General features: G+C 35.0%; 19 protein-coding genes. 11 read left to right on the top strand and 8 right to left on the bottom strand.

All coding sequences use genetic code 11. The features are described from left to right. Positions 1-3: 3 nt before the first annotated feature. From ACNQGH_RS10525 to ACNQGH_RS10515, 3 genes are read left to right on the top strand one after another with little or no spacing between them, the layout of a single operon-like run. Entirely contained in the window at positions 4-981 is a 978-nt protein-coding gene (locus ACNQGH_RS10525) for an MlaD family protein (protein WP_417955963.1), read from the top strand. A 45-nt stretch (positions 982-1,026) separates the two neighbouring features. Then, positions 1,027-2,064 carry a glycoside hydrolase family 130 protein gene (locus ACNQGH_RS10520; RefSeq protein ID WP_417955962.1) on the top strand — a complete coding sequence of 346 codons (1,038 nt, stop codon included), beginning with the start codon at positions 1,027-1,029 and terminating at the stop codon, positions 2,062-2,064. 9 nt (positions 2,065-2,073) lie between these two features. Then, positions 2,074-4,296 carry a glycosyltransferase gene (locus ACNQGH_RS10515; protein ID WP_417955961.1) on the top strand — a complete coding sequence of 741 codons (2,223 nt, stop codon included), beginning with the start codon at positions 2,074-2,076 and terminating at the stop codon, positions 4,294-4,296. Between the two features lie 75 nt (positions 4,297-4,371). Here ACNQGH_RS10515 and ACNQGH_RS10510 read toward each other — a convergent pair whose 3' ends face one another. After that, on the bottom strand, positions 4,372-5,496 hold the full coding sequence (locus ACNQGH_RS10510; RefSeq protein ID WP_417955960.1) for a cysteine desulfurase family protein: 1,125 nt from the start codon (positions 5,494-5,496) through the stop codon (positions 4,372-4,374). A gap of 18 nt (positions 5,497-5,514) precedes the next feature. Next, positions 5,515-6,435: an EamA family transporter gene (locus ACNQGH_RS10505; RefSeq protein ID WP_417955959.1), complete on the bottom strand. Its 921-nt coding sequence runs from the start codon at positions 6,433-6,435 to the stop codon at positions 5,515-5,517. 193 nt (positions 6,436-6,628) lie between these two features. Between ACNQGH_RS10505 and ACNQGH_RS10500 the strand changes: the two genes are divergently transcribed. After that, a complete protein-coding gene (locus ACNQGH_RS10500) occupies positions 6,629-7,585 on the top strand; it encodes a hypothetical protein (protein WP_417955958.1) in 957 nt (318 codons plus the stop codon). Between the two features lie 129 nt (positions 7,586-7,714). On the opposite strand, the gene ACNQGH_RS10495 is transcribed toward ACNQGH_RS10500, so the two are convergent. Beyond that, positions 7,715-8,266, bottom strand: coding sequence for a Smr/MutS family protein (locus tag ACNQGH_RS10495; RefSeq protein ID WP_417956078.1), 552 nt, complete (start codon positions 8,264-8,266; stop codon positions 7,715-7,717). After that, a complete protein-coding gene (locus ACNQGH_RS10490) occupies positions 8,259-8,441 on the bottom strand; it encodes a hypothetical protein (protein ID WP_417955957.1) in 183 nt (60 codons plus the stop codon). The genes ACNQGH_RS10495 and ACNQGH_RS10490 overlap by 8 nt, the downstream gene beginning before the upstream one ends. Positions 8,442-8,543: 102 nt before the next feature. Here ACNQGH_RS10490 and ACNQGH_RS10485 point away from each other — a divergent pair, with 102 nt between their 5' ends. From ACNQGH_RS10485 to ACNQGH_RS10460, 6 genes are all read left to right on the top strand, one after another. Beyond that, complete coding sequence (locus ACNQGH_RS10485) at positions 8,544-8,822, top strand: DUF2752 domain-containing protein (RefSeq protein ID WP_417955956.1); 279 nt, start codon at positions 8,544-8,546, stop codon at positions 8,820-8,822. A gap of 323 nt (positions 8,823-9,145) precedes the next feature. After that, positions 9,146-10,447 (top strand): ATP-binding protein, encoded by a 1,302-nt coding sequence (locus ACNQGH_RS10480; RefSeq protein WP_417955955.1) that lies wholly within the window; start codon positions 9,146-9,148, stop codon positions 10,445-10,447. A gap of 211 nt (positions 10,448-10,658) precedes the next feature. After that, the gene (gene epsC, locus ACNQGH_RS10475; protein ID WP_417955954.1) at positions 10,659-11,450 is read left to right on the top strand and encodes a serine O-acetyltransferase EpsC; all 792 of its coding nucleotides are present in this window, start codon (positions 10,659-10,661) and stop codon (positions 11,448-11,450) included. 1 nt (position 11,451) lies between these two features. Then, a complete protein-coding gene (gene cysM / locus ACNQGH_RS10470) occupies positions 11,452-12,339 on the top strand; it encodes a cysteine synthase CysM (RefSeq protein WP_417955953.1) in 888 nt (295 codons plus the stop codon). Between the two features lie 138 nt (positions 12,340-12,477). Beyond that, a complete protein-coding gene (locus ACNQGH_RS10465; RefSeq protein WP_417955952.1) occupies positions 12,478-13,170 on the top strand; it encodes an SGNH/GDSL hydrolase family protein in 693 nt (230 codons plus the stop codon). Positions 13,171-13,195: 25 nt separating this feature from the next. Continuing rightward, positions 13,196-14,182 carry an aldo/keto reductase gene (locus ACNQGH_RS10460; RefSeq protein WP_417955951.1) on the top strand — a complete coding sequence of 329 codons (987 nt, stop codon included), beginning with the start codon at positions 13,196-13,198 and terminating at the stop codon, positions 14,180-14,182. Here ACNQGH_RS10460 and ACNQGH_RS10455 read toward each other — a convergent pair. Next, positions 14,170-15,255: a pectinesterase family protein gene (locus ACNQGH_RS10455; RefSeq protein WP_417955950.1), complete on the bottom strand. Its 1,086-nt coding sequence runs from the start codon at positions 15,253-15,255 to the stop codon at positions 14,170-14,172. The two genes, ACNQGH_RS10460 and ACNQGH_RS10455, sit on opposite strands and share 13 nt — an antisense overlap. 13 nt (positions 15,256-15,268) lie before the next feature. Next, complete coding sequence (locus ACNQGH_RS10450; RefSeq protein WP_417955949.1) at positions 15,269-16,234, bottom strand: alpha/beta hydrolase fold domain-containing protein; 966 nt, start codon at positions 16,232-16,234, stop codon at positions 15,269-15,271. Between the two features lie 626 nt (positions 16,235-16,860). On the opposite strand from ACNQGH_RS10450, the gene ACNQGH_RS10445 reads away from it, so the two are divergent. After that, positions 16,861-19,890, top strand: coding sequence for a PAS domain S-box protein (locus ACNQGH_RS10445; protein ID WP_417955948.1), 3,030 nt, complete (start codon positions 16,861-16,863; stop codon positions 19,888-19,890). 126 nt (positions 19,891-20,016) lie between these two features. Here ACNQGH_RS10445 and ACNQGH_RS10440 read toward each other — a convergent pair whose 3' ends face one another. Together ACNQGH_RS10440 and ACNQGH_RS10435 are read right to left on the bottom strand one after the other, a co-directional pair. Further along, the gene (locus ACNQGH_RS10440) at positions 20,017-20,427 is read right to left on the bottom strand and encodes an OsmC family peroxiredoxin (RefSeq protein WP_417955947.1); all 411 of its coding nucleotides are present in this window, start codon (positions 20,425-20,427) and stop codon (positions 20,017-20,019) included. Positions 20,428-20,510: 83 nt separating this feature from the next. Further along, complete coding sequence (locus ACNQGH_RS10435; protein ID WP_417955946.1) at positions 20,511-20,690, bottom strand: hypothetical protein; 180 nt, start codon at positions 20,688-20,690, stop codon at positions 20,511-20,513. Positions 20,691-20,830 lie beyond the last annotated feature (140 nt).

Here is a 20,830-nt window from a genome sequence, read left to right as displayed (position 1 = left end):
AAAATGGAAAAAACGACATCACAAAAACTGCGTCTTGGCCTTTTTGTAATAATCGGGTTATTACTATTCATACTAGCTGTTTATTTCATTGGCGACAAGCAAAAAATGTTTGGAAAAACGAATCATTTAAATGCGATTTTCAATAACGTCAGCGGTTTACAATTAGGCAATAATGTGCGTTATTCCGGAATAAATGTTGGGACCGTACGTGCCATAGAAATGATTAATGATTCTACCATAAAAGTGGATATGCTTATTGACAAAGCCATTTTTCCTCACATTAGAAAAAATGCTGTTGCCTCCATAGGCTCTGACGGTTTAGTGGGAAATATGATCATAAATATTATTCCCGGGAAAGGGACCGAAGCGCCTGTAGCACCAGGAGATGAAATTCATTCCTTAAGTCGTGTTCGCACAGATGATCTGCTCAATACACTCGGTGTAACCAATAAAAACGCAGCGCATCTTACGTCTGATTTACTTAAAATTACAAAGGAAATCAATGACGGAAAAGGAACGGTGGGTTTATTAATTAAAGATTCCATCCTGGCAGGAGACCTGAAAGAAACTGTGCATTATTTAAAAATTACAGGAAAAGGGACTTCAGAGGCCGTAACAAAATTAAGCAGACTCATTTCTTCATTGAACAATAAAGACAATGTGATAGGTGTTTTGAAAGATACCGCTGTTGCCAATAACATCAAAACGATAATCCAAAATTTAGATCAATCGAGTACAGATATAAACAAAATGGTAACCAAACTTAACGCAACAATTGAAAATATAAAAGACGGAAAAGGCGCTATAAACTACCTTTCAAATGACCCAAAACTAGTACGGAAAATAGATTCTACAATGACTAATATTAATCAGGCCAGTTCACTGCTAAATGAAAATATGAAAGCTTTGAGACACAATTTTTTATTTAGGGGATATTTTAAAAAACAGGAAAAAGCAAAATTGAAAGAGCAGAAAAAATAAAAAATTGAATCCGTATCAGATACAGAAATCACAAAAAATCAAATCATGGTTACTATAGAAAAACTTGGTATCATACTAAGTCCGACTGAAAGAGCATTTGAAAGTACGGGAGTTTTAAATCCTGGGGTTTACCAGGAGGGAAATACAGTCCATTTTTTATACAGAGCGGTGCAAAAAGGAAATCGCTCCACCATAGGCTACGCCAGAACAGAAGGGCCGATAAAAATAGTTGAAAGAACAGAAAAACCCATTATTACTCAAGACTTTGATTATGAAAAACAAGGAGTGGAAGACGCCCGAATTGTAAAAATTGAAGATACGTATTATATAACCTATACCGCTTATGATGGTATCAACGCCATGGGTGCCCTTGCTACTTCAAAAGATTTGATTCATTTTGAAAAACACGGCATAATTACTCCTAAAGTTAACTATCAGGAATATGAAACGCATGTAAATTTTTGCAATGCGAGTAAACTAAACCCAAAATACCATGAATATTATAATCTTTTTGCACAAATAGGGCTGGAAACTGATGAAACACGCTTGCTACGTGATAAAGATGTGGTATTGTTTCCAAGGAAAATAAAGGGGCAATTTGTCCTTTTGCATAGAATTTGGCCAGGTATTCAAATTGTAAAGTTTGACAACTGGAACAAATTAAGCTTATCTTTTTGGGAAAATTATCTACAGAATTTAACCGATCATATTATTTTAGATCCAAAAGATGCTTACGAAATGAGTTACATTGGAGCCGGAGGTCCACCAATAGAAACACCTTATGGATGGTTGCTAATTTATCATGGGGTTCACGAAACAACAAGGGGAAAAATCTATCATGCCAAGGCTGCTTTATTACATTTGGAAAAACCTGAAATGGAGATATCCCGATTACCGTATCCGCTCTTCTCTCCCACCAAACAATGGGAAATAGAAGGCGAAGTCAATGACATTGTATTCCCAACCGGTCATGCATTGTTCGAAAATGACCTTTATATATATTATGGCGCAGCTGACAAACATATTGCCGTTGCTAAAATGAATATTAACGAACTGCTTCTTGAATTAAGACAGCAACCTTAAACCTGCGTCATGAAATTTGAAAAAGTAACAAAAATGCTAATTGTAAGTTCTTATCCGACAAGAGAATGCGGGATAGCAACTTTTTCTAATGACATTGTAAATGCAGTGGCAATAGTTTTTGGAAAAACACTTCCTGTGGAGGTTTGTGCTTTGCAAAATAGTGACCAAAACTTCTCATACAATTCTGAAGTAACCTATATTTTGCCAGTTGATTCAGTAGAACATTATAGGCTGGTTGCAGAGAAAATAAACGACCGAAATGATATCGGCCTGATTTGTATTCAGCATGAATTTGGCCTTTTCGGCGGAGAATATGGTGATTATATCCTTTCTTTTATATTAGCACTAAACAAACCAATTGTCACCGTTTTTCACACTGTGCTCCCAAATCCAGATGAAAAAAGAAAGAAAATTGTTCATGCGATAGCAGATTTATCCGACCGAATCATTGTGCTTACCAAAAATTCAGAAGCAATTTTGAATAGAGATTACGAATTGCCCAAGATGAAAACAATGGTCATTCCGCATGGTAATCATACTGTATTATGGGAACAAAAAGAGAAATTAAAAAATAAATATAATTTCTCAGATAAAATAGTAATGTCCACATTTGGTTTAATCAGTGAGAACAAAAACATAGAAACCGTATTACGTGCCTTACCGGAAATTGTCAAGAAACACTCCGAAGTCATTTATTTAGTGATTGGCAAGACACATCCTGAAATAATTCGTCGTGAAGGGGAAAAATATCGGGATATACTTACTGCCATTGTGCATGAACTCCATTTGGAAAACAATGTTATTTTTATCAATGAATATCTTCAATTGTGGCAACTACTGGAATATTTGACGGTATCAGATATCTATTTATTTTCTTCTAAAGATCCCAATCAAACGGTCAGTGGAACCTTTGCTTATGCCATGAGCTGTGGCTGTGCCGTTGTTTCCACTCCAATACCGCATGCTGTTGAATCTCTGGTAAATGGTAACGGAATACTATTGAATGGATTTGATAAACCAGAAGAATTCAAAAAAGCAATTTTGTACCTCATCGAAAACAAAGAGGAACGAGTTACTATAGGTAAAAATGCATTTTCATTGGCGCATGCCACAACATGGGAAAATATTGCTATTCAATACCGATTACTATTCGACCAATTGACGAATCGGGAAGACGATTTAAAGTTTAATTTTCCGCCAATAAAATTAGACCATATTGAGAAACTCACCACCAATTTTGGAATACTTCAATTTTCAAAATTCAGTGAACCTGATCCTGAATCAGGCTATACTTTAGACGATAATGCCAGGGCGTTAATCAATATGGTGTTGTATAACAAAGATTTTCCAAGCAAAACTGCTTTAAAACTAGCAAATACCTATTTAAATTTTATAGAGGGGATTCAACAGAAGAATGGTTGGTTTGATAATTACAAAGACTTTGACAATCAGTTAACAGAACAAAATGGAGAAGTAAATCTTGAAGATGCAAACGGGAGAGCCTTATGGAGTTTAGGAACCGTAATTGCACATAGAGAATCTTTACCTGCTGCAATGATTTTACGGGCAGAAAAATGTTGGAATAAGGCAATCAAAAGAATTGAGGACATTAAGTCCCCAAGAGCCATTGCCTATGCTGTGAAAGGACTGTATCATTATTATTCAGCTTATAAAGACGAGAGTATACGGCAGAATATAGAAAAATTTGCTAATGAACTTTTGCATCATTATCATATTAATTCAGCAGAAAACTGGTGTTGGTATGAAGATTATATGACCTATGCCAATAATGTTTTACCTGAGGCTATGTTGTACAGTTATTTGGTTACAAAAAATTCCAAATACAAAAAAATTGCAGTAATCACATTTGATTTTCTCCTTTCTCATTATTTTATGAAAGGACAATTAAAAGTGATCTCAAACAGAGGCTGGTTTAAAAAAGAAAACGAAAGGATCTTCTATGGAGAGCAGCCTATCGAAGTAGCCACTACCGTTATTGCATTGGATTTATTTTATGGAGTAACCAAAAATAAAAAATACAAAGACCAATTAAAACTTGCCTTTATCTGGTTTTTAGGAAACAATCATCTGAAACAAATCATGTATAATCCTGAAAATGGTGCTTCCTATGATGGATTAGAAGACAAACACATCAATATAAATCAAGGTGCGGAATCTACATTGTGCTATTTCAAAGCGAGATTAATTATGGAAAAATATTCCAAAAGCTAAGCTTTAAAACCCTACCTAAAAAACTATTTATTAGTGTCTTTAAAATTAGTCTTTCGTTTTGCTTATCCTTCTTTATTAAATACTTTTCAATGCTTCAATAAATAAATCAATGTCCTCTTTCGAGTTATAATGACTTAAAGAAATGCGCAAACTTGGTTTTTTCAAATCTTCATTAGAAAGCATTTCTGCTAATACATGCGAGGGTTTTATACTTCCGCTTTGACAGGCACTTCCCCGAGAAACTGCAATTCCTTTCATATCTAAATGAAATAAAATCATCGCTGTCTTATCTTCTGAAAAAGGCAATAAAACATTTAATATATTGTAAAATCCATCGGCACTTCCATTGATTAAAAAAGCTGGAAATTCAATTTCGAGTTGGGTAATCAAATAATTTTTCAATTCGGAGATATAATTTCTTTCCGTTTCTAAATTTGCATAGGAAAGATCCAGCGCTTTTGCCATTCCCGCAATTTGATGTAAGGCTTCAGTTCCTGCTCGCAATCCTTTTTCCTGTTCGCCTCCAAAAAACAAGGGTTGCAAACCAGAATTTTTTCGAATGAAAGCAAACCCAACACCTTTGGGACCGTGAAATTTATGAGCGCTTGCTACAATAAAATTAACGGGTACTGTTTTTAAATCTATTGCTGTTTTTCCAATGGACTGCACGGTATCGGAATGAAACAAAGCATTATTTTCTTGACAAATAACGCCTATTCTATCCAAATCCAAAACGGTTCCAGTTTCGTTATTCACATGCATCAGGCTTACTAAAGTTCTCTTTTCCTGCGAAAGCAATTCTACTAAATCAGTGATATCAATTTCTCCATTTGGTTTAACAGCCACATAATCTACCTGAATATCGTATTCGCTTTGCAAAGCCAAAATCGTATATAAAACCGCATGATGCTCTATCTTACTGGTTATGATACGTTTTATTTTTAAATCTTTAACGGCAGAACGAAGTATCCAATTATTGGCTTCGGTACCACAGGAAGTGAAAATTATTTCCTGCGCAGTACCATTCAAATGTTTTGCAATTGATTTTCTGGAAAGTTCTAAAATACTTTTGGCATTGCGACCAAAACTATGCGTTGACGATGGATTTCCATAATCATCTGTCATCACTCGTGTCATTTCCTGGACAACTTCGGGACGAATTGCCGTTGTAGAAGCATTATCGAGATATACTTTTTTCATTTTTTGAAAATTATAAAATTATTTTGAAGCTTCCATTTCTGATGGTGCCGCTTTCCATTTTCTTGGGAAGATCAGTTTTTCATTAAAAACAACTATCGAAACCAAAATCAGAAAATAAGAAAACAGTTGAAGGTAAGTAACCTGTTCACTGTAATAGAATATGGCCAATAAAAAACCAATTATTGGATTAATGTAGATCATAATCCCGACCGCTGATGAGTTAATTCCTTTTAAGGCATACAAGTTTAAAAATAAAGGAATAATCGTAAAAAAGACTACGATTACGAGCAAACAGCCATAAAACAATGATTCCGTGGGTAAAGCGCTACTATAATTTGGATAAAAAGGCAGTAGAATTAGGGCTGTAAAAACCAATTGAATTGTCAAAACAAGGAATTTATCCAATTCATTATTTTTTCGCTGACTCACTAAATACATCGCATAAGTTGCTGCTGTAATAAGACTATAGAAAATATCTTCAAAATGATTGAATGATAATAAAACGCAACTAAAGACACTTATAATTACAGCAAACCATTGCCATTTGCTCAATTTTTCTTTCAATATAAAAAAAGCCAATATCGTGGTTAAAATGGGGCATATTAAATACGCTAACGAAGCTGCTTTTACACTTATATGATTCATCACATAAATAAAAACAAACCAGTTTGAAGACAAAAAAATCCCACCTCCAAGCGTCAACCCGACAACACTTCGTTTTTGTTTTGCAGTCATACTTTTGAACTGACTCCAATTTTTTTTTAAAATTTTTCTTCGAAAGGAAAGATTAATTAATAGCATGGTAATAACGCTAAAAAAAACTCTATAAAATAAAATATCCAAAGACGGGTAATTATGCAACGGTTTTAATGCTAAACTAAAAAAACCCCATACAAAAAAGGCAGAAAAAGCGGCTAAATAATATTTGTTAAGTCTCATATATGCTATAAATTGAAGCAAAGATAATGTTTTCTATCCGCTTTGAATTGTTGTGATCTTTCCATTTTCAATACTGTCCGACAGTCTTTATTAGAAATTTAAAAGCCTAATATCCTGTTAAATTCTATGTTTTTGAATAGGAATGCAATGGGAACAAATTAAAAATTCTATTTTTGTTTCAAATATTATAAAAATGAAAAGAGTTGTAAGTATATTAGTCTTAGTAATGCTACTAAATGGTTGTGATGACGGTAATTTAACCCAAGAAGACATTAATTTTGAAGACATTACTACACAAAACTGCAGTATCAATAACATCCTCTATAAACTGAAAGACAAGGAATCATTACTTTTGGAAATTCCTCAAACATCCTTTACAAATGAGCCCAGCACAATCGGTGAACCAACCGTACTAGACATTACCAGTGCCAACAGAGTAGTGTATCGTTTTTATAGCGGTACAGTAGCAGCAGCCAACATTTGTGAAACTATTCCCCCGCCAACTCCTATTGTAACGGATCAATGGACTGCCACTGATGGTAAAATAGAAATATTTACTACCGCGGTAAAAACAACAAACACTACGGATAACAGTACCCGAATTACGGGTTACAATCATAATATAGTTTTCAAGAATATTACTTTTGCAAAAAGTAACGGCACCCAGGTTTACGAAACATTTCCTTTTGGAGACTATGTTACCTCAGCAACGGCATTGCCTTTTCTATTTGATCAAACGGTAGAGCAATGCAGCTCTTCGAAACAAATTTACAATTATACCAGTAGTGAAGCACTACTATTAGACATTGACCCTGCTTTGATTGTTAATGCAGCAACTCCTTTAAATACTCCAAGAACTGGACTTATTGGCACCACCATCAACAAACTTACGTATCGATTATTTTCAGGTTTACTTACCGCAAGCTATTTCTGCACAACTCCAGTTCCTACAACTCCAGCAAAAAGTGAAGAGTGGATCGCTGCTTCAGGAGTTTCAAATGTGAGTGGCATTATTGAAGTAACAACAACTACTTTGGGTACTGGATTTAAACATGTCATCGTGCTTAAAAATGTCACCATGCAAAAAGGAACGAACGATTTCAAGCTTGGAGACAGCTTCATTTATGGCGAACTTTTAACCACTAATTAAACACAATTACAAGTTTAAAATCAGGTTTATTTTATCCTCAAAAAAAGCGTCGATTCCTAAGATAATTTTCAATTGAAAATAGCTGGAATCGACGCTTTTTTTCGTCCTTTAAAAAATCTAAAACGAGAATTATTTGGTGCTTTGTTTTATAAAAACTTCGGTTGCGCCCTGACCGTATTTTTGATAGTTACCTTCTTGAAAAACAATATTATCGTAACGCCCTAATAAAAAATCCAGTTCTGCTTTTAGGATTCCTTCACCCACACCATGAATGAAAACAATCTTTGGAATGCGATTACGAATGGCAAATTCTATGTGTCTTTTAGCGGTATCTGTTTGCAAGGTCAGAATATCATAATTAGACATTCCGCGCTTATTTGGAACTAACTTTTCGATGTGTAAATCAAACTCCGGAGCTGAAATTTCGTGTTTATCTTTGCGTTCTTTGACAAAACTTCGTGGTTTGGGGATTTCTTTCTCTTTTGAAACTTCATCTATATTAACCCTTCTAATGGAATCCATTAAATTGCTGGAATCGTTTATTTTAAGCAATTCATTGACAAAAAATGTCATCGTAAATCCATCCGCTGTTTCTATCGTAACCTGGTCGTCTTTGACTGACAGGACTACTCCATTCATGGCTTCATCAAGCACTGAAACTTTATCTCCTTTATTAAACATTTTCATCTTCTTTATCTTGATTTTTACTCGGCGTCTTAGCACTCAGTTGCATCATTCCAAACATAAAAACAACAATTGCCACTACCATTACATATATATTTTTCTCTACTTTCACTTGCTCGTACAAAGCGATAATGATTGCAATAATCATTATGGGAATTAAATTTTTTTTCATCTCTTCAGGTATCAGTTTCCAAAAGTAATGAATTTAAAATTGCATCAATTTATTATCGCAATCGTTTCTTATTTTTTCGTAAAATTGTAAAAACAAAAACCATTGGATTTAGAAAAATACATGCTCCCCTGTTTAAGCAAAACACTCTTCGGAGTGGAATGTTTGGGCTGTGGTTTTCAACGCGGTTTTTTACTGCTTTTACAAGGCAATTTTGTTGCAGCTTTTAAGATGTATCCCGCCATTTATACTACACTATTATTTCTGGGAATTCTTAGTTTAAATTGTATTGACAAACGAAATAATTATCAAAAACACATTGTTGGAATGGCAATCATAAATGGGTTATTTATGATTGTTGGTTATTTTTATAAGCACTATTAAACAATGATTCTGTTTTTTTATTCAGAGAGAAAATCACTAAGAATCAAAAAATCGATTTTCGATTCTTAAAAAAGTAATCCAGAAATTAACCATTTAAATTCTCTCTAAGTCATAAAAATTATTATTTTTGAAGGCATAACTACATCGCAGTTAATTTCGATTCTGAATTGGATTTGAAGTTAATCTATTAAAATAAAAACAGCCCTGCCTCTACTTTTATTTCATCCTTTATGAAAAAAACTAACCTAAAAAAAATATCACTACAAAAAGCTGTCTTTTTTATAATACTTATTTTAGGCCTAATTTACCTTTATTTTATCTTTATGCATTTTAAAGATAACCGAACTGAAAGTGTATTACAAATTGCAAAATCAATTGAAGTTTCCTTACCTAAAGAAGCTATAAAAAAACTTGAAGTAAAGCCATCCGGTAGTAACAAACCCGAGTATACTGCTTTAAAAAACAGCCTGAGATCAATAGTCAGTATTAATCCCAAAGCAAGCTTTGCCTATTTATATACGCAAAGAAATGGTAAAATATACTTCATGGTCGATTCTGAACCTGAAAATTCTAAAGATTATTCTCCTCCCGGACAAGAATATACAGAAGCGGACGGACCTACTTTTAAAGCCATCAATAACGGAGAGGATATAATCACAGAACCTTCTACTGACAGATGGGGAACTTGGGTTAGCGCTTACATACCCATAAAAGATGAAGTTTCCGGTAAAACTATTGCCGTATATGGGATGGATTTTGACGCAAAATCATGGAATAATGCTTTATTATTTGAAGTAGTGGAATCCAGTCTCTTAGTACTCCTATTCCTAATGACATCACTTTTCTTGTTCAAAATAACAGACAAGAATAAAATCCTTAATTATGACATTATTAATCGAAAACTAGAAGAAAAAAAATTACATACTGCGTTATCTGTACTTAAAAAGAAAAATGATGAATTGGATCAATTTGCCTACATCGTTTCTCATGATCTGAAGGCCCCATTAAGAGCCATTTACAGTCTCTCGGAATGGATTATTGAAGATTTAAACGATATGTCTGACGAGACAAATTCAAATTTCAAATTATTGCAGGGAAGAATTCTAAGAATGGAAAACTTAATTAATGGTATTCTGGAATATTCCCGCATTGGAACAACGAATATCGAACTTGAAAGACTCGATTTACGCAAAATGCTGGAAGAAATAGTTGAAACGATTGTTCCCAATGAAGGATTCGAAGTAACTATAGGCAACAATTTCCCAATTATTACTACCGAAAAAATATTAATGCATCAGGTTTTCAGCAATTTGATAGGCAATGCGGTCAAATATAACGACAAATCCATCGGGAAAATTGAATGTATTTATGCTTCGTTAGTACATTTTCACCAATTTACCATAAAAGACAATGGATTTGGAATTCCTAAAAAATACCAGGAAAAAGTATTTGGTGTTTTCCAAACCATTTTAGCCCGAGACACTAAAGAAAGTACCGGTATAGGGCTCTCTATTGTAAAAAAAATTATCGAAGGGAAATCGGGAAGCATTCATATTGAATCTGATGGAAACGATGGTACTAGTTTTATTTTTACCATTCCTAAAAAACCAAAAACGATGGTTTAATATATTTGAGTCTTTTGCAGAGAATCAGATAACTTCAGGCAGACCCCATATTTTTGTTATATTTTTTTAGAATTTGTTCAAAAATGTTACCAATTAAAAGAAACATTCCATTCTTAGCCAATCTGCTAATTTCTTTGCTTCATTGTTGCAACTGTTTCTAAAAAACGCCTTACTTTTATCCTTTTAAATTAATAATTCAAACCCAATAATCGTGACAAAAGATCTGATTATCAAAAATATTAGCGCTTTAAAAAGCCATTTTTCTATCAACTACGGAATCAAGACAAAAACAGAAGCCTTTACTGAAAAACTATTCTATACGTTATTTGATGCCAATGCCCCTTTGAATGAAAGCATCGATGAACTGGAAGTACTATTCAAAGAAATCTCAGCTATTGCCTGTAAAAAACCGCATGCATTGTGTGATTCTATTTGGGATAAATATCTGAGAACCTTGCCTTCTGTTCTTGAAAAACTGAATCAGGACGCTGCATACATTTTAGAAAACGATCCTGCATCAAACAGCATTGAAGAAGTTTATTTAGCATACCCAGGATTCTACGCAATTGCCATTTACAGATTAAGTCATGAATTGTACTTATTAGACCTGTTGCTTTTCTCCAGATTAATGAGTGAATATGCACATCGTATCACAGGTACAGACATCCATGCAGGGGCAACTATTGCATCCCCTTTCTTTATAGATCATGCCACCGGAATTGTAATTGGAGAGACTACCGTGATTGAAAAACACGTGAAAATTTACCAAGGAGTTACTTTAGGAGCATTAAGTGTGAGCAAAGACATGAAAAATGCAAAAAGACATCCCACTGTGGAGAAAAATGTTTGTATTTATGCCAATGCAACTATCCTCGGCGGAGAAACTGTCATTGGTAAAAACAGTATTATTGGCGGAAATGCTTGGGTTACCAAATCTATTCCGGCAAAATCAATGGTACTCAACACCACAACTACAGAAGTAAAAATAAAAGAAATAAATTAGCATGAAGCCACAAAAATTATTAGACCTGATTGGAAATACCCCTTTGGTGGAGACTGTTAATTTGGTTAAAAATAAAAACGTAAAACTTTTACTAAAACTCGAAGGAAACAATCCTGGAGGCAGTGTAAAAGACAGAGCGGCTTACAATATGATTAAATCCGCACTGGAAAGAGGCGAAATCAAAAAAGGGGACAAACTCATTGAAGCGACCAGTGGAAATACCGGAATAGCTTTGGCGATGATTGCCCAATTATTTAATATCGAAATCGAATTGGTTCTTCCGGAAGATTCTACCAAAGAACGCACCCAAACTATGCGTGCCTATGGTGCCACAGTGATTTTAACGCCGGCTGATACCGGAATTATTGGCTCCAGAGATTACGCTGATAAAAAAGTGGCCGAAGGCGGTTATATCATGTTAAATCAATTTGCAAATGACGACAACTGGAAAGCACATTATAAAACGACAGGTCCGGAAATATGGAATGACACCGAGGGGACTATAACGCATTTCGTTTCCGCTATGGGAACTACGGGAACGATTATAGGAACTTCCACTTATTTGAAAGAGAAAAATACAGCAATCCAAATCGTAGGCGCACAACCTAGTGATGGCTCCCAAATTCCGGGAATCAGAAAATGGCCTCAGGAATATTTACCTAAAATTTTTGATGCCTCAAAAGTAGATACAGTTATGGAAGTCACCGAACAAGAAGCACGTCAGATGACCAAACGTTTGGCTTTGGAGGAAGGTGTTTTTGCAGGAATGAGCAGCGGTGGTTCTGTGGCAGCAGCCATAAAAATAGCCAATACGTTAGAATCAGGTGTGATTGTCGCTATTATCTGTGATCGTGGCGATCGTTATTTATCTTCGGATTTGTTTGATTAAATTATTTTGACCTTATAAATCAGCCTTCCTTATCAGTATCTTTCGGATATAAAAAGGAAGGCTGATTTCATTTTGAGAGAGCCTTTTTTATTAATCCAATGAAATCTTCTGAATTTCAACTTTATAATCTGGTTACAAATGAAAAACATAACACTAATTTATTGCATTCTATTTTTAGCACTATTTATGGGAGGAAAAACACAGGCTCAAGACTGGCCAAATTTAAATAAATACCAAAACGAAAATATGAATCTCAAACCAACTGAAGCGGGACAAAAAAGGATTGTATTCATGGGAGATTCCATAACAGAATTTTGGGCTACGGTAAATTCGGAATACTTTACAGGAAAACCGTATGTAAATAGGGGAATAAGTGGCCAGACTACGCCTCAGATGCTAGTTCGCTTCAGAGCTGATGTTATTGCTTTAAAACCAGCCGCAGTGGTGATTTTAGCTGGAATAAATGACATTGCAGGCAATACAGGTCCTGCAACATTGGATATGATTAAAAACAATATTTTTTCGATGGCAGAATTGGCAAAAGCAAACCAGATTAAAGTAATTCTTTGCTCCGTATTACCTGCTTTCGATTTTCCTTGGAAACCCAATCAAAATCCAGCTGAAAAAATTATAGCCCTAAATGCACTATTAAAAAATTACGCCAACACCAATGGCATCGTATATCTTGATTATTATTCCGCAATGGTAGATCAAAGAAAAGGACTGCTGGCCTCCTACTCTGATGATGGTGTGCATCCCAACAGAGCAGGCTATCAGATCATGGCTCCTCTAGCCGAAGAAGCGCTAACCAAAATTTTATTAAAAAAATAAACGATCACTTTAAAAAATACAAAAAATGAACTATCGCAGACTGGGTAAAACAGATTTTGAAATCTCCGAAATATCACTTGGCACCTGGCAAGTTGGCGGAAAATGGGGTTCTCCCTTTAATGATAAAACCGCAGATGAGTTAATCAATACTGCCATCGATAACGGCGTGAATTTTATTGATACTGCTGATGTTTATGAAAACGGATTAAGCGAAACTGCCGTAGGCCGGGTAGTTCGTTCCCGTTCTGAACGAATTTATGTTGCAACCAAATGCGGCCGACATATCAATCCGCATGTCAATGAAGGATATCAGCCAGAAGTGTTACAAAAATTCGTAGAAGACAGTCTGAGAAGGACTGGATTGGAAACATTGGATTTAATACAATTGCATTGTCCTCCAACCGAAGTATTTTACCGCCCGGAAATCTTTGAAATGTTTGACCGCTTAAAAGAACAGGGGAAAATTTTAAATCTTGGCGTTAGTGTCGAAAAAGTAGAAGAAGGACTAAAAGCTATTGAATTCCCAAACGTAACGACAGTCCAAATTATTTTTAATCTTTTTCGTCAACGTCCATCTGAATTATTTTTCAAAGAAGCGCTAAAACGTGATATTGGTATCATTGCAAGAGTTCCACTAGCGAGTGGACTTCTGACAGGAAAATTTAATGCTGAAACCACTTTTGACGCTCAGGACCACCGAAATTTTAATCGGAATGGTGCCGCTTTTGACAAAGGCGAAACATTCTCTGGAATTAATTACGAACTTGGCTTAAAAGCCGTAGAAGAATTGAAAGCATTATTTCCTGAAGCAACAAATTTAGCTCCTATTGCTTTGCAATGGATTTTGAGTTTCGATGAAGTGAGTTGTATTATTCCTGGCGCATCAAACGAAAGCCATGTACTGTCCAATTTATCGGTTTACGATTTACCAAAATTGACCTACGAAAAAATTGCCGCGATGAATGAAATTTATGAACGCTATATCAAACCCGAAGTACATCAGCTTTGGTAATTCATTTTGATATATTTATAAAAAAGGCTCGTTTTTATTGCAAAAATAGAGCCTTTTCCAATACATTTAATTCCATCACGACTTTTAATAAAGGTACCATTCAGTCCCCTTTTTTTTTTAGACTTTGGGCTTAGTATATTCTTAAGGGTATATCTTTTGGCTTCAGACTTTTTTAACTGATGAGACCAACTTACTCTTTCTTTGGGTTTGAATCCAACCCCCGTACAGTTGTATTCAGCAAAAAAAACAGTTCTTTCATTTTCTGTATTTGACCAATTATCCCATCCTTCCGAAGCAATTTGGCCTGGTAACTCACAGCGAATAAAAACTGATTTTGCCCATGCGCGCCAGGGTCTTCCCAGATAAACTTTACTCACTTCTGAAATAACCGCAACTTTACAATCCAAAAACACAAAGCCAAATTCTTTTCCTTTTGTGGTATTGGGAGCTGTTATATAAGAATTTAGTTTACATACGATTTCACAATTTTGAAACACTGCCGTTGCAGGCCCAAAGATAAAATCAGTCGTGCCTTCAATATGACAATCAACAAAGTACTGCTTCGAAGCTTCGCCTCCTAAATAGATCGTATCCTGGTTCCCTATAAATTTACACTTTTTAAAAACTGCTTCATCAGCATCCACATATAACGCTATCGCCTGACCTACCCGCCCGGCTGAATTTACAAATGAAATATTCTCAGCCACAAATCGATTGCCCGATATCTTAGCGGTATACGAATTAAATGTTTGTAATTTTCCTTTTCCTGAATAATCATCAAAGGTGATAATTGTTTTGTCCGCATTCTCCCCTATAAATCGAACATCTGTTTTATTGGCAGACAAGTCAATCTTTTCATTGTAAACACCGGCTTTAATATATAAAGTAATGGGAGCCAGAGAAAACACTCGCATCGCATCTATGGCATCTTGAATATTACTATAGTCACCGCTACCATCTTTGGCAACCGTAAAAACATACTTGTACTTATCTGGATTAGCCGTCTGCGAAAAAATAGTATTTGAAATAAATAAAAAGAAACATACAATCTTATAAATATTTGCTCTAAGCATTGTTCTAAGGGTATTAATTGAAAATTATTTTTAAAAAATCGTTAATATAATTTACCGTAGGATCAAACCAAGGATCAAACAAACAAAATGAATGTGGCGCCCCATCAAATGTATGGATCTCTGAATAAATTTTATTGTCGTTCAACACCTTTACATACTCTTCCCTTCCGGCATGCATCCATGGCACAGAACTATTAATAAAAAGTGTCGGAGGCGTTTTAGCACTTACATAACTTAAGGGCGATGCTGCTTCCCATAATTTAGGATTTTCTTTCTTTGAATATCCAAACCAATAAGTTCCCGCTGAAATTCGTTTACTATCATCCCCTTCCCGGCTATCTTGATGAACAAAGGACAAAGTCCCATCAATGTCTACCACTCCATTTACATGGGATTGCATATCTGCATTACAATTTGTCCCCTCGTATAATGGCATATTTCCTGTAGTTCCCATAAAAGAGGCCATTTCTCCACCAGCAGAAAATCCCAATATCACAATGCGGTTCGGATTAATAGAATACTTCGAAGTATTTTTTCTTACCCATCTAATGGCTGATTTTACATCATAAATTGCCGCAGGAAAAAGTGCCTCTGTCGAAAGTCGATACTCTGGTGTAAAACAGACATAACCTAAATGGGCCAATTTTTGGGCTAATGGATAATGTTGTATTCGGCTACCTGATCTCCAGCCTCCTCCGTGGATAATTATAATGGCAGTTTTTAGTGGCTTCTCTTTTTCAATGTTATAAAAAACATCTAATTTTAACGCTCTTTCACCAACTCTACAAAACGTAACATTCCTTTTTTCCTTTACGGATTCAAAATTAAATTCCTTTACAATTTTAATGTTTGGAAAATCTTTCTTAGTTTTTTCATAGGCAACAGCAGTAGAATAAGAAGTATCACCAATTGGAGTAATCCCTTTTAATGATTGGGCCTTTATATTTGAAACCAATGTCATTTGTAAAATGATCATCATAAAATATACACATCGGTTTAGATCTGATTGCTTAAAAGAAAAAAGATACAACTGTTTCATATTAATCTATTTTAGATACCACTTAAAAACAAATATAAACAATTGAAATGTTTATTTACTAAACTAACAACTTACAAAAGACAACAATACCGGATTTGAATCCAAATCATATTGTGGTATTTTGAACAGAAAATTTTTCGATAAATTTAAATCGGGGCTTTTTTTAGGACAGTCAAATAAATTACTTCATTCAATACTATGTCGTTATCTCTGCTTTTGTAGCCTATTATTGTAAAATCTGTTATTCCTCTTATTTTTTTTGAATTTACCGTTAAGTTAGAAGTTAGATTCGAAGAACGGTAATCAGGTCCTTAATTTAAAAAATAGTCTAACAGCCGGCAATGGGAAACATATTGCATCTTAATACTTGTTTCTTGTTCGTTAGCAAATCATTAAAGAAATTCAAGCGTGATTTTGTTAATAATTATATTTAGATTTTAGTAAGTAAAATCACTATGTTTGTAGCAGTGCTAAAAATTCATTCGCACAAATCACAATACTTATAACGATATCGCGACAATTGTCACAGTACCTTGTAATTAAACAAACGATAATCTCAGGTGTTTATGAAAAAAATTAAATTAAAAAAAGCACCCCTACAAAAAACAGTATTATTCCTAATTCTAATTTTAGGTGTAATCTATCTTCATTATACCTGGAAACAATTTAAAAGTGAACAGACCGAAGAAGTATTGCAAATTGCAAGATCCATTGAAACAACTTTGCCAAAAGAGAATTTAAAAACACTTAAAGTTAAACCAAGCGATATTGATAAGCCGCAGTATAATATTCTAAAAAACACGTTGATAGCAATAATTCGCGCCAATCCCAAAGCCCGATTTGCTTATTTATATACCAAACAACACGGAAAAATATACTTTATTGCAGATTCTGAACCCGCCGAATCAAAAGATTATTCACCTCCCGGACAGGAATATTCGGAAGCTAACTTGGCTTACAGCCTGCCTTTTAATAATGGAGAAGAATTTGTCACAGGTTCCGTTACCGATAGATGGGGGACATGGATAAGCGTGCTTATACCTATAAAAGATGAAATTACAGGAAAGACCACTGCCGTATTTGCAATGGATTTTAATGCAAAGTCGTGGGACAGTATCTTAGTATTCAAAATAATTAAATCGGGTGCGTTAATTGTGCTATTACTATTGGCATCCCTTTTATTATTTATAATAAATGCTAAGAATGAAATGCTTAAGTATGATAATGCAAAGCATCGGCTGACTGAAAATGAGTTAAGAGAAAGCGAGAAAAAGTACCGCACCATTTTTGAAAATATACAAGACGTATTCTATCAAACTGACCTTGCAGGGGTCGTTCTCGAAATAAGTCCATCAATTCAATATTTCTCCGAATTCGTCAGGGAAGAAATCATAAGCACCCCTGTGCATAATCTCTATTATAACCCTGACGACAGGAATATCCTGCTTGAAGCACTAATGAAAAATGGGGAACTCCTGGATTATGAATTAAAACTTAAAACAAAAACCGGCACAGTAAAGCATGTTTCAATTAACGCCAGACTAATATTAGATGACGATGGCAATCCAAAACATATCGATGGAGCACTACGCGATATAACCGAGCGTAAACTATCTAAAACTAAGCTTATCGAAAGTGAATACCACCTGCGAACTATCATTGAAGCGGAGCCCGAATGCATCAAGATAGTGGATGCAGAAGGTCGATTGTTACTGATGAACCCGGCTGGGTTGACTATGATTGAAGCTGATTCGATGGAACAGGTAGCCGGGCGGGAGATCTTTGGTCTAGTTGCTAAGCAATACCGCACTGCTTTTATAAAAATGCATAAAAAGGTAATCGCAGGAGAATCAGCACAAATGGAATTCGAATTGATGGGTCTTAAGGGTGGGCATCACTGGCTGGAGACCAATGCTGTGCCCTTGCAATACCACGGTAAGGTGGCATACCTCGCCCATACCCGTAACATCACTGAGCGCAAACGGGCTGAAGAGATGTTAAAGAACAGCGAAATGTTTTTAAAAGAGACGCAAACAATTGCACGTCTTGGCACGTACACCATAAATATTGAAAATGACACTTGGACAAGTTCTGATATTTTAGATGTTATTTTGGGAATTAATTCGAATTGTGATAAATCAATGCAGGATTGGAATTCAATTATTCATCCGGAATGGCTACAAAGAATACTGGATTATCTTAGGAACGAAGTGATTGCATATAAACGCAAATTTGATAAAGAATATAAAATTATCCGAAAAAACGATAAGGAAGAAAGGTGGGTTCACGCATTGGGTGAAGTATTATACAATGAAGAAAATCAGCCAATAAAAATGATTGGTACCATTCAAGATATTACCGAGCGTAAGCGGATTGAAGAAGAACTTATAATTGCCAAAGAAAAAGCCGAAGAAAGCGACCGTTTAAAATCGGCATTCCTTTCCAATATGAGCCATGAGATCCGCACTCCTATGAACGGTATTCTAGGCTTTGCCGAATTACTTAAAGAACCTAGCCTAACCGGTGAAGAACAGCAGGAGTATATTGGCATTATAGAGCGAAGTGGTACGCGTATGCTCAATATCATCAACGACATTATTGACATTTCAAAGATAGAATCGGGATCAATGAAAATTTTAATTTCAGAAACAAATATCAATCAGCAAATTGAATACATCCATACCTTTTTCAAACCAGAGATTGATGCTAAAAACATTCAGCTTTCCTTTAAAAACAGCTTACCATCAAAAGAGGCCCTGATTAAAACTGACCGGGAAAAAATCTATGCCATTCTTACCAATCTGGTTAAAAATGCCATAAAATTTACCCACAACGGTTCCATTGAATTTGGCTATAACTTAAAGCTCGCGAAACCAAACGCAACGGGTATGTCCGGTCATCTTTTTGCCCCGTTCGAACTGGAATTTTTTGTAAAGGACACTGGCACTGGCATTCGGCAAGAACAGTTGGAAATCGTTTTTGAAAGATTCCGACAAGGCAGCGAATCATTGACCCGAAATTATGAAGGAGCCGGATTGGGATTATCGATCTCAAAAGCTTTTGTGGAAATGTTAGGTGGAAGAATTTGGGTAGAAAGCGAAATTGGAAAAGGTTCCATATTTTATTTCACTATTCCTTACCATTGCGAACAGGAAGTAAAAAAGTCGGTAAAAATTACTGATTTGGTGGAGGGCGATGAAAAGCAAATCAAAAGGTTGAGAATATTAATTGCCGAAGATGACGAAATATCAGGAAAATTACTTACAAGAACAATTAAGAAATTTAGCACAGAAATTTTAAGAGCAAAAACGGGAATTGGAGCGGTTGAAATCTGTCATAATAACCCCGATATCGATTTGGTACTGATGGACATTCAAATGCCTATAATGGACGGTTATGAAGCCACAAAAAAAATACGTGAATTTAACAAAGATGTAATTATTGTTGCCCAAACAGCCTATGCACTAACCGGTGACAAAGAAAAAGCAATAACGGCAGGATGCAATGACTATATTTCAAAACCTGTAAAAAAAGAGGAATTAATCGCAATGCTGTATAAGTATTTCAAAAAAAAGGAAGTGAATAACTATAATTAAACAACCTAAAAAAATGAGCATTAAGAAAAAGCCATGATAGAACAAGGCTCGATTTTATACTTAAATCGAGCCTTTTTTACGAGTTATAACATCTAAATTTATCAAGATAAATGATTTGCTCTGTTTTTATACTAAAGTAGCCGTAGTAGAAATTGCTGCATTCAATAGTTTAGAAACAGGACAGGTTTTCTCCGCCTTTGTAACTAATTGTTGAAAGACTTCATCCGTTATTCCTTTTACTTTCGCACTTACTGTTAAGTGTGAAGTTATAATTGTTCCTTCCACCAAATCAATATCGCATTTGGTTTCGATACTTTCAATTTCAAATGCTGCTTCGGTGATGTAAGCGGAGAGTTGCATCGTAAAACAACCGGAATGCGCTGCTGCAACGAGTTCTTCGGGATTTGTTCCTACTCCTTCATCAAAACGCGATTTGAAAGAATATTGTGTGTTTTCTAAAGTTTTACTTTGTGTTGTTAGTTTCCCGGCTCCTTCTTTAAGTGAACCATTCCAAACTGCTGTTGCATTTCTTTTCATAATTATAGTTTTTTTAGTTTTCTCAAATTTAGTTCTTTTAAAAAATATGTTTTAGCGAACTTCGTTTTTTTTTTAATGAATATTTAAAGTTTAACTGCAATCAATTTATATTTTTCATTTTCCGTAATTGATTCCTGAATGTTTGTTAGTAACAAACCAACCTCGTCTTTAAAGACTGTTGACAATTCGAATACAATTCTATTGTTTCTGTAATTATCCAATGCTTTTGAGGCCACTTCAATAGGTTTTATTAATTTTTTCAATACCCATAAAGTAATCCCTGTCGCCAGCAAAGTCACAATGAATGTAAAAAAAACAATCGAATGATGCGAAACCGACTGTTTACCATATAAAACAAAAAAGTAATGCAATCAACGGAATATGGATCCCGATAAACGTAACA

The sequence above is a fragment of the Flavobacterium kochi genome, from assembly GCF_048286715.1.
In the GTDB taxonomy this organism is placed as follows: Bacteria; Bacteroidota; Bacteroidia; order Flavobacteriales; family Flavobacteriaceae; genus Flavobacterium.
The sequence above is the reverse complement of the archived record's forward strand: the minus strand, read 5'-3'. Positions and strand labels throughout refer to the sequence as shown.

What these genes read in the sequence shown, in the direction of transcription:
- ACNQGH_RS10480 (WP_417955955.1), top strand. Translation starts at nt 9,146, where the DNA reads ATGCATTTTAAAGATAACCGAACTGAAAGTGTATTACAAATTGCAAAA.
- ACNQGH_RS10495 (WP_417956078.1), bottom strand. Translation starts at nt 8,266, where the DNA reads ATGTTTAATAAAGGAGATAAAGTTTCAGTGCTTGATGAAGCCATGAAT.
- ACNQGH_RS10465 (WP_417955952.1), top strand. Translation starts at nt 12,478, where the DNA reads ATGAAAAACATAACACTAATTTATTGCATTCTATTTTTAGCACTATTT.
- ACNQGH_RS10520 (WP_417955962.1), top strand. Translation starts at nt 1,027, where the DNA reads ATGGTTACTATAGAAAAACTTGGTATCATACTAAGTCCGACTGAAAGA.
- ACNQGH_RS10500 (WP_417955958.1), top strand. Translation starts at nt 6,629, where the DNA reads ATGAAAAGAGTTGTAAGTATATTAGTCTTAGTAATGCTACTAAATGGT.
- ACNQGH_RS10510 (WP_417955960.1), bottom strand. Translation starts at nt 5,496, where the DNA reads ATGAAAAAAGTATATCTCGATAATGCTTCTACAACGGCAATTCGTCCC.
- ACNQGH_RS10440 (WP_417955947.1), bottom strand. Translation starts at nt 20,427, where the DNA reads ATGAAAAGAAATGCAACAGCAGTTTGGAATGGTTCACTTAAAGAAGGA.
- ACNQGH_RS10505 (WP_417955959.1), bottom strand. Translation starts at nt 6,435, where the DNA reads ATGAGACTTAACAAATATTATTTAGCCGCTTTTTCTGCCTTTTTTGTA.
- ACNQGH_RS10515 (WP_417955961.1), top strand. Translation starts at nt 2,074, where the DNA reads ATGAAATTTGAAAAAGTAACAAAAATGCTAATTGTAAGTTCTTATCCG.
- ACNQGH_RS10445 (WP_417955948.1), top strand. Translation starts at nt 16,861, where the DNA reads ATGAAAAAAATTAAATTAAAAAAAGCACCCCTACAAAAAACAGTATTA.
- ACNQGH_RS10450 (WP_417955949.1), bottom strand. Translation starts at nt 16,234, where the DNA reads ATGATGATCATTTTACAAATGACATTGGTTTCAAATATAAAGGCCCAA.
- ACNQGH_RS10525 (WP_417955963.1), top strand. Translation starts at nt 4, where the DNA reads ATGGAAAAAACGACATCACAAAAACTGCGTCTTGGCCTTTTTGTAATA.
- ACNQGH_RS10455 (WP_417955950.1), bottom strand. Translation starts at nt 15,255, where the DNA reads ATGCTTAGAGCAAATATTTATAAGATTGTATGTTTCTTTTTATTTATT.
- ACNQGH_RS10490 (WP_417955957.1), bottom strand. Translation starts at nt 8,441, where the DNA reads ATGAAAAAAAATTTAATTCCCATAATGATTATTGCAATCATTATCGCT.
- ACNQGH_RS10460 (WP_417955951.1), top strand. Translation starts at nt 13,196, where the DNA reads ATGAACTATCGCAGACTGGGTAAAACAGATTTTGAAATCTCCGAAATA.
- cysM (WP_417955953.1), top strand. Translation starts at nt 11,452, where the DNA reads ATGAAGCCACAAAAATTATTAGACCTGATTGGAAATACCCCTTTGGTG.